This window comes from Saprospiraceae bacterium, from assembly GCA_016710235.1.
Lineage (GTDB): Bacteria > Bacteroidota > Bacteroidia > Chitinophagales > Saprospiraceae > Vicinibacter.
Genome location: JADJLG010000003.1, coordinates 1 through 5225, shown reverse-complemented (window position 1 = coordinate 5225; position 5225 = coordinate 1). Strand labels below are relative to the sequence as shown.

Below are 5225 nucleotides of genomic sequence, written 5' to 3'. Positions count from 1 at the left end.
GGAAAAAAAAGCTTATTCCAGTCTTCGATAGCTGCCCAACATACAAGTCGTACTATCCTTTCTGTCAAAACGAGACATACCAGGTATCTTGCGATCATATCGTCGGCGCTGCGTTGTCGAAATTCTGATGTTGGGATCTTTGGCAGTGTAGGTGTACTATCTAAAGTCAGCATCAAAATTTTCGAACTTGAACTACATTTCAGACTCCGCTGAGACTCATCAATGTATAGACTTGTGACATAAATACACATCATGATAGATAACATGAGATTCAACTTCAGTGGATATTATAATCTACTCTACTACGATCTTTTGAATAATCGGCTCGTGCAATCCATCTGACAAGCTCACTAAGTACAAACCGGAAGGCCACCTCCCTAATACGTGCTCGGGCCTCAAAGTAGAAGTCCCCGGAATTGCGGTCCATTTGTCCCGAAAATGTAGCCTGCCTTGTATGTCCCTGATTGACACGTCATAGGTTCTCGTCGCCCTGTTGTACATTTCTAGGACAAAACTTCCTGAAGATGGATTCGGATAAATATTCAATTGCTGATCGATACCCGGAGCAGGTTCTTCACTCCTTCCTAAAACACCCAGACCGGGAAAATTAAACCAGCAGATCGTTGCACATGTATCACAACTTTCCGACTTAGAAACCTTAACATAGTAATGATACTTTGAAATACTATACTCCGATGAAGGAATAATGTAGGACTGTTTATTTCCAACCAATTCCGCAAAAGCTTGATCTGTCCCAAACCTATACCACTTGAAACAATAGTTTGAATCAAAAGGATAAAACAACACTTGGGCACTTGGAATATATACAATCTGCCTATACGGTACATACTGTGAAGAACCTGATACAGATAGTGGTATGTCCACAGAACCTACTACACATTCCGTGTTCGTCTTAACAGCAATGGTAATACTATCTTCTAATCTATGCACCCAAAATAATGCACTATCAGTTGAATACCTTACTATTTCATTTTTACCTCCCTGAACTTCATTGCAGAACCTTCAGGAATCTTTTTTAATTTGATCAATGAAGGATCGATCACCACAATAATTAGCTTCACTTTGTCCATTGATCAAATAATCCAAAGTTTTCTCTCTTATATAGTCCCTATCTACGCGTAACAAATCGCTAATTGTATCCTTACATTGGTATTTTGTAGTGGTGTCGGTTACAATTATACGATAATTAACACTATCTCGATTCCTCCAATATAAAGTAATGGGTGATGCGTGATTAGAATAATGCGATTGATCAATTAAAATATCATATACATATTGATTATTTTTATGAGAGTTGTTCGTAAAAAGTATTGTGGTAGAATCATTGTTTGCACAATATAATGAATCGATTCTTTATAAATCGGCAAAGCCAATGGAACGACAAAAATGAGTGTCAACATTCATATTGACACATTCCTCCCGTTTTCCATCAGCAAGCCTAATTGATCAAACTTCAAATACTTTGGATTATCAAGTTAAGCAGAAATGAATCTGGATATATTACTGTTCCTGAGATGAGAGAATATTTCTTATCATTTGCGCTTCCACCACCACTATAAAGATTTGGATCTATAAGATCCCTAATATTAATATATTTTGCTGCATTTTTACAATCTGTAAGTTGCCTGATGTCCTTTTTGTGGATTTAACTTAGGTTGTGCAATAAATTTTCCGGTAAGAATAAAGGCAAATTTTTCACCGGAACATATCGGTTCAATATTGATAATGAACACTAATATTAAAATCACCTGCTTTTTTAGCTTTAACAATCACTTTTTTATTAATACCATCATATTTTATATCCAAATCTTTAGATTTTAATATATAAGTATTATCAACTTCAAAACTGTCTATTATGAAAATTCCAAGCAATATTTATATTTTGTTGCTCTAAATATACGTTATACTATCTTGCAAACCTTTATGACATATGACTTTTATTTTCTAAAGATTTAAGTTGGCAAGATGTATTGCAGAATTTTACTTTTACTTGTTTTGTAATTGTGTCACTACAGCCCTTAGTATTAATAATACCAAAGATCAAACCAATAGTGGCGTTTTTATTATTTTGATCAACTACACCCTCAAGTTTTAGTGTAGTATATTCAGCTGTAAATTTGTAATTTTCCGTGGTATTCTTATACCTTATAAACATACTATCATTTTGGATATTACATGAATCTTCATTGGTTATAGGTCGAATTTGCAATTCATTATGACAAGATTCATCAAACCCCGTTATAAAATTTACACTAGGTGCACAATATAATGATACCTTCATGGTATCTACATCCCTCCGACAACCATAACTAGAAATTCGAACAAGGGGTACTATACTCACCATCTGTTAGCCCATCAAAAGACATGGAACCTCCATTAGTAACTTGTCATACCATTCCAGATATACTCGATATTATCAGATGGCGTATTTACTTGCTTATATAAAGCTGCCAGATTATTACAAAATCCTACGTCGGGATAATTAACATCGTCCGGCTTGGCAGGTTTGGTACGGATAGTAATTTCCCTTTCCAGTTCAGTTATGCAACCATTGTCGTTAGTTATTTTACATTTCAATTTATAATCACTGTTTTTTTTCCATTCCACTAAAATCGTTGGATTTGTTGTATTATCGATGATGCCGGCATCTGGATCGTCCAAGCTCCAATTGTACTTACAATTTGAACAATTCATTAAATTAGTTAAAGAATATTTTCTAAAATCTCCTTGACAAATATCATTGGGCGTATTCATCTCTATTATCCTACAGGCAATGGATTAACCTTTATCATTAAAAGTTAATTTTTGTTCTAATTCCCGTTTCTGAGTGTTGCAGTCAATGTGCATTGAGTACCGATTTAAATGTTACTTTTGGTGTTGCTGTCTTCTCATCTTGTATATCGGCAGCAGTAGATGGTTCCACTGTCCATGAATAGGTAGTAGCTGTATTACATGTGTTACAGTCATTTATGCTGTATTTCATTGTGTCTGCACATAATTCTGTTTGACCAACAATTTTCCATCCGGGGTGAGACAACCTTAACGTTCTTTTCCAATATAGCTTCACAACCTTCACTACTTTTTAGAGTACATCGCACTGTCTTGTCTCTCGAGCTTTGCCAGTTTGCAGTATAGGTGCTAGAGGTATTGAGGTTAAATCAGTTGCAGTCCATAGATAAGTACTACAATTCGTACATTGGTCTATTTGGTATGTATAGTTCATTTTTGTACATACAGGATCCGGTCCATTGATCGTTCCACTTGGTAATGGATTTACGGTGATTGGACCTATTGAAATTGTATTCTTGCATCCAGAAATGCTTGTTATTTCACATTTCAGTGTAGCCGTTTCATTCCAGGTTACTTTAGGGTTTTGTATCTTATTATTTGTTATTGTATTTGTTGTACCAGGTGGATCAAAAAACCAGTTATAAGATTGACAAATTGAGCAATTCTGTATATTATATGTTACTCCGGTTCCTTTACATATGCATTAGTATTAGGCATTATCGTTCCACTTGGTACCGGATTTATTGTAATTACTTTAGTTAACATTTGTGTGCAGCTCCATTGCTGATTGTTACTTTCAATGTGCATTGAGTACCAGATTTAAATATTACTTTTGGTTTTGCTGTCATCTCATCTTGTATCTCGGCGGCAGCAGAAGGTTCCACTGTCCATGAATAGCCTGTAGATGTACCACATGGTACAGTCTTTTATGCTGTATCCTTTTTCATCGCCGATACATACAGGAGTATCCCCATCAATACTAGTTCCGTTTGGGGTGAGACAACTGTAACTTTCTTTCCAATATAGCTGTACAACTCTGACTACTTGTTAGAGTACATCGCACTGTCTTGTCTCCTGAGCTTTGCCAAATTGCTTTAAAAGTGGTAGCGGTACTTGTTGAGTTTGAACCAGTTGCAGTCCATAGATAGGTACTACAATTCGTACATAGATTGATTGAATATTCATTTTCTATTCCTGTACATACAGGATCCGGTCCATTGATCGTTCCACTTGGTAATGGATTTTACGGTAACCATGATTTCTGGTAATATTTTTTGGCAACCTTCTTTATTCATTAATGTACATCTAACAAACATGTTGCCCATTTTTGTCCAGTTTTCAAATGAAATTACTACCATTCATAGGGGTGCCCGCATCTTGGGGATCTATACCCATGAGTACCACAATCCGTGCAATTCATTAATTGATCTATACTATAAGTTCTTGTTTGATTCTGACAAACTCCACCTGTTGTGTTTACTTTTATCGTTCACTTGGTAATGGATTTATTGTAATTACTTTATTTAACATTTGAGTGCAGCCCCATTGCTGATTGTTACTTTCAATGTGCATTGAGTACCAGATTTAAATATTACTTTTGGTTTTGCTGTCATCTCATCTTGTATCTCGGCGGCAGCAGAAGGTTCCACTGTCCATGAATAGCCTGTAGATGTACCACATGTGGTACAGTCTTTTATGCTGTATTTTTTTTCATCGCCGATACATACAGGAGTATCCCCATCAATACTAGTTCCGTTTGGGGGTGAGACAACTGTAACTTTCTTTTCCAATATAGCTGTACAACTCTGACTACTTGTTAGAGTACATCGCAATATCTTGTCTCCTGAGCTTTGCCAAATTGCTTTAAAAGTGGTAGCGGTACTTGTTGAGTTTGGAACCAGTTGCAGTCCATAGATAGGTACTACAATTCGTACATAGATTGATTGAATATTCATTTTCTATTCCTGTACATACAGGATCCGGTCCATTGATCGTTCCACTTGGTAATGGATTTACGGTAACCATGATTTCTGGTAATATTTTTTGGCAACCTTCTTTATTCATTAATGTACATCTAACAACATGTTGCCCATTTTTTGTCCAGTTTACTTCAAATGTAGAATTACTACCATTCATAGGGGTGCCCGCATCTTGGGGATCTATACTCCATGAGTACTTACAATCCGTGCAATTCATTAATTGATCTATACTATAAGTTCTTGTTTGATTCTGACAAACTCCACCTGTTGTGTTTACTTTTATCGTTCCACTTGGTAATGGATTTATTGTAATTACTTTATTTAACATTTGAGTGCAGCTCCCATTGCTGATTGTTACTTTCAATGTGCATTGAGTACCAGATATAAATTTTACTTTTGGTTCATTTGATGTTGAGCCCATTATATCGGCAGCAG

8 protein-coding genes are annotated in these 5225 nt (G+C 35.8%); all 8 read right to left on the bottom strand.

What is annotated here, in order from left to right:
- Positions 1 to 294: 294 nt before the first annotated feature.
- Positions 295 to 951 (bottom strand): T9SS type A sorting domain-containing protein, encoded by a 657-nt coding sequence (locus tag IPI99_13960; protein MBK7341607.1) that lies wholly within the window; start codon positions 949 to 951, stop codon positions 295 to 297.
- Positions 952 to 1734: 783 nt separating this feature from the next.
- On the bottom strand, positions 1735 to 1893 hold the full coding sequence (locus IPI99_13955; protein MBK7341606.1) for a hypothetical protein: 159 nt from the start codon (positions 1891 to 1893) through the stop codon (positions 1735 to 1737).
- A 49-nt stretch (positions 1894 to 1942) separates the two neighbouring features.
- On the bottom strand, positions 1943 to 2302 hold the full coding sequence (locus IPI99_13950) for a hypothetical protein (protein MBK7341605.1): 360 nt from the start codon (positions 2300 to 2302) through the stop codon (positions 1943 to 1945).
- 95 nt (positions 2303 to 2397) lie between these two features.
- Positions 2398 to 2715 carry a hypothetical protein gene (locus IPI99_13945; protein ID MBK7341604.1) on the bottom strand — a complete coding sequence of 106 codons (318 nt, stop codon included), beginning with the start codon at positions 2713 to 2715 and terminating at the stop codon, positions 2398 to 2400.
- A 142-nt stretch (positions 2716 to 2857) separates the two neighbouring features.
- Entirely contained in the window at positions 2858 to 3004 is a 147-nt protein-coding gene (locus tag IPI99_13940; protein MBK7341603.1) for a hypothetical protein, read from the bottom strand.
- 854 nt (positions 3005 to 3858) lie between these two features.
- Complete coding sequence (locus tag IPI99_13935) at positions 3859 to 3996, bottom strand: hypothetical protein (GenBank protein ID MBK7341602.1); 138 nt, start codon at positions 3994 to 3996, stop codon at positions 3859 to 3861.
- Between the two features lie 338 nt (positions 3997 to 4334).
- Entirely contained in the window at positions 4335 to 4601 is a 267-nt protein-coding gene (locus IPI99_13930; GenBank protein MBK7341601.1) for a hypothetical protein, read from the bottom strand.
- A gap of 73 nt (positions 4602 to 4674) precedes the next feature.
- Positions 4675 to 5118 (bottom strand): hypothetical protein, encoded by a 444-nt coding sequence (locus IPI99_13925; protein ID MBK7341600.1) that lies wholly within the window; start codon positions 5116 to 5118, stop codon positions 4675 to 4677.
- Between the last annotated feature and the right edge of the window lie 107 nt (positions 5119 to 5225).

What these genes read in the sequence shown, in the direction of transcription:
- IPI99_13925 (MBK7341600.1), bottom strand. Translation starts at nt 5,118, where the DNA reads ATGTTAAATAAAGTAATTACAATAAATCCATTACCAAGTGGAACGATA.
- IPI99_13935 (MBK7341602.1), bottom strand. Translation starts at nt 3,996, where the DNA reads ATGAATATTCAATCAATCTATGTACGAATTGTAGTACCTATCTATGGA.
- IPI99_13940 (MBK7341603.1), bottom strand. Translation starts at nt 3,004, where the DNA reads ATGAAATACAGCATAAATGACTGTAACACATGTAATACAGCTACTACC.
- IPI99_13945 (MBK7341604.1), bottom strand. Translation starts at nt 2,715, where the DNA reads ATGAATTGTTCAAATTGTAAGTACAATTGGAGCTTGGACGATCCAGAT.
- IPI99_13950 (MBK7341605.1), bottom strand. Translation starts at nt 2,302, where the DNA reads ATGAAGGTATCATTATATTGTGCACCTAGTGTAAATTTTATAACGGGG.